4 protein-coding genes are annotated in these 2,915 nt (G+C 52.1%); 2 read left to right on the forward strand and 2 right to left on the reverse strand.

The features are described 5' to 3' along the window. Both BMZ51_RS23400 and BMZ51_RS23405 read right to left on the reverse strand, forming a co-directional pair. A partial coding sequence (locus BMZ51_RS23400) for a transposase (protein WP_175485064.1) occupies positions 1-326 on the reverse strand: 326 nt, incomplete at its 3' end. A 94-nt stretch (positions 327-420) separates the two neighbouring features. Beyond that, positions 421-1,161 carry an SDR family oxidoreductase gene (locus BMZ51_RS23405; protein WP_068009376.1) on the reverse strand — a complete coding sequence of 247 codons (741 nt, stop codon included), beginning with the start codon at positions 1,159-1,161 and terminating at the stop codon, positions 421-423. 116 nt (positions 1,162-1,277) lie between these two features. On the opposite strand from BMZ51_RS23405, the gene BMZ51_RS23410 reads away from it, so the two are divergent. Both BMZ51_RS23410 and BMZ51_RS23415 read left to right on the forward strand, forming a co-directional pair. After that, positions 1,278-2,174, forward strand: a complete 897-nt coding sequence (locus tag BMZ51_RS23410) for a LysR family transcriptional regulator (RefSeq protein WP_068009373.1) — start codon at positions 1,278-1,280, stop codon at positions 2,172-2,174. 137 nt (positions 2,175-2,311) lie between these two features. Next, on the forward strand, positions 2,312-2,915 hold a 604-nt coding region (locus tag BMZ51_RS23415; protein WP_139201479.1), incomplete at its 3' end, for an IS5 family transposase.

Here is a 2,915-nt window from a genome sequence, read left to right on the forward strand (position 1 = left end):
CGGGACAATGTCGAAAAGTCTGGAACTAACAAATCAATTTTCATCAATCGGACCACAGAGCGCATTAATTCTTGCGTCTGCCGCAACGCCAGGGCATACACGCTACGCAGTGTCAGCCACGCCTCAATGGCCAAATCAGAATACTTGCGTTGCCCTCCGCGAGTGGTCCGGCGCTGCGCTGACCACTCCTTCCCAATCTCACCGTTGACCCAGATCGTCAAATCACCACGATTACGAAGACTTTCGTTATAGGCACGCCAGTTCGTGACACGATATTTCTTCTTGTCAAATTTGTGACGACGGCTGGCGTTGAATTTGTGGGGCATCGGATCGCTTTATGAAGACGAACAAGCCTTCTAATTACAGACACTGAGCGACCCCTGCAACAAGGCCATATCACGCCTGCATTTCCAATGCCGATCAGACTAAACCGCCGTTGGCGCGCACGGTTTGCCCGTTGATCCACGCACCGTCGGGCCCTACGAGGAACGCCACAACGGCGGCTATATCCTTCGGTTTACCGAGACGCTCCAGCGGTGTCATCTGTGACATACGATTGATGACCTCCTGAGGCTTCCCATCTAGAAAAAGCTGGGTTGCGGTCGGACCGGGGGCCACGGCGTTGACGGTGATAGATCGCCCGCGCAGTTCTTTAGCCATGATGGCCGTCATCGTCTCAACTGCGGCCTTGATCGCAGCATAGACGCCGTAAGTTTCGAGTTTCAATCCGACAACACTGGTTGAGAAGTTCACAATGGCACCACCATTTCGGAGACGTTTGGCTGCCTGACGTAGGGGGTTGAACGTGCCCTTGAAGTTGATCGCGACCAGACTATCGAAAAGAGCGTCATCACTTTCTGCAATGGTGGCTAGCTTCATAATGCCTGCATTGTTGACGAGGACGTCCACACCGCCGAAGGTTTTCTCGGCCATCTCGAACATTCGCTTTACTGCTGCCGCATCGGATACATCCGCTTGGACCGCAATAGCATTATTGCCTGTCGCCCTGATCTTTTCGACAACTTGACGCGCAGCGTTTTCATTGCCCACATAGTTTATAACTACATTGAACCCGCCTGCCGCAAGGTGTTCCGCAATCGTAGCGCCGATCCCGCGTGAAGATCCAGTTATGATTGCAGTTCTGTTTTCAGTAGTGCTCACGTCTTTTTTCCTTTCCTGGATCAACCAATGCTGGTTGTGATTATGAAATAGGCTTTCTCGTTGTGTGGATAATCGTGTACAAATCGTCATCACTATTCTGCTAAGTCGGATAATATATGGATCGCATTGATGCTATGAACGTCTTCACACGGATCGTGGAAGTTCGAAGTTTTACCAAAGTCGCAGCAGACCTTGGCTTGCCCCGATCAACGGTCACGGATGCAGTCAAGGGCCTTGAGGCCAGATTAAGTGTCAGCCTGTTACATCGTACTACCCGCGTTGTGCGTCCAACGTTGGATGGTGAAGCTTATTATCGGCGTTGCCTATCTATCCTGTCGGAAATTGAAGACGCCGAAGATGCCTTTGCTGGGACAAAGCCCAAGGGGATGCTACGCGTTGACGTGCACGGGGTCCTCGCGCGGCATTTTTTGTTGCCGACATTGCCTGATTTCCTGGAACGCTATCCCGACATTCAGATCCATATCGGTGAAGGCGACCGGCTGGTCGATTTGGTGCGTGAAGGTGTGGATTGCGCTCTGCGCGTCGGTAATCCAATTGATAGTGATATGATCGGACGCAAGCTTGCTGATCTGGACGAGGTGACCTGCGCGTCACCGGATTATCTTGAGCGGTTCGGCACACCCTCAACGATCGACGCACTTGAAGGGCACCAGATGGTCGGTTTTTGGTCCACCGCGACAGGGGCAATATTGCCGCTTGAGTTTGTCCAAAATGGCAAGGTTCAGATCTTTAAGCTTCCTACACCAGTGACGGTCAGCGGAGCAGAAGCCTATGCACAGTGTGCATGTCTCGGCCTTGGTATTATTCAAAAGCCGCGCTACTCTGCGGCTGAAGACCTCAAAGCAGGGCGACTGGTTGAATTACTCAAAGATACACCGCCAACCTCGTCTCGGGTATCGATTTTCTATCCGCGCGACCGATACTTATCGCCAAGGGTGAGAGTGTTTGTAGATTGGGCGGTGAAAGTTTTTATGAAAACTTCCCCAATCTGACCAAAACATATGCCCCTTGGAGGTTTGCTTTAGCTCGACACAACTATTTACATCCACCTACAATGTAGAGCGACGTTGTTGCAGGGATCGTGATTTGAAGCTAATTTACTGAAGTCCTGCCACCATTTCAGATTTATATGCCTTATAAATTCAATGCCTCACGTCGCCATAAATTTGTCAAACCTCGGTTCCGCGTCACGAACTGGAGCGAATACAACGAAAGTTTGCGCCGCCGTGGAGATGTCACAGTTTGGATCAGTGATGCTGTTGCCCCTCAGTGGGCAGCAGATCGGCGAACCACGCGGGGCGGACAGGCAAAGTGTTCTTCACTTGCCATTGAGACTTGCCTGACTGTGCGTGTGGTCTTTGGCCTTGCCCTGCGCCAGAGGCAGGGATTTATGCGCTCACTGCTGCAGCTTATGAAGCTGGATCTGATGGTACCCGATTTTTCAACGCTGTCGCGCCGGGCTGGCAAGCTGGATTTTGAACAGCTAAAGCAGCAGGCTAAATCTGAGCCGGTTCACCTTGTGGTCGACAGCACCGGATTGAAAGTATTCGGGGCCGGAGAGTGGCAGGAAAACAAGCACGGAACGGCAGTAAAGCGCCGATCATGGTGCAAGCTGCACCTGGGTATGAATCTGGACACTGGCGAAATTCTGTGTTCTGACTTGACTGAGGAGCGCGCTGCTGATCCCACGGTGTTGCCGGATCTGCTGGACCAGATCGAGGGGGTGGTTGCTA

Origin of the sequence: Pseudovibrio axinellae, from assembly GCF_900110875.1 — a bacterium.
Lineage (GTDB): Bacteria > Pseudomonadota > Alphaproteobacteria > Rhizobiales > Stappiaceae > Pseudovibrio > Pseudovibrio axinellae.

What these genes read in the sequence shown, in the direction of transcription:
- BMZ51_RS23410 (WP_068009373.1), top strand. Translation starts at nt 1,278, where the DNA reads ATGGATCGCATTGATGCTATGAACGTCTTCACACGGATCGTGGAAGTT.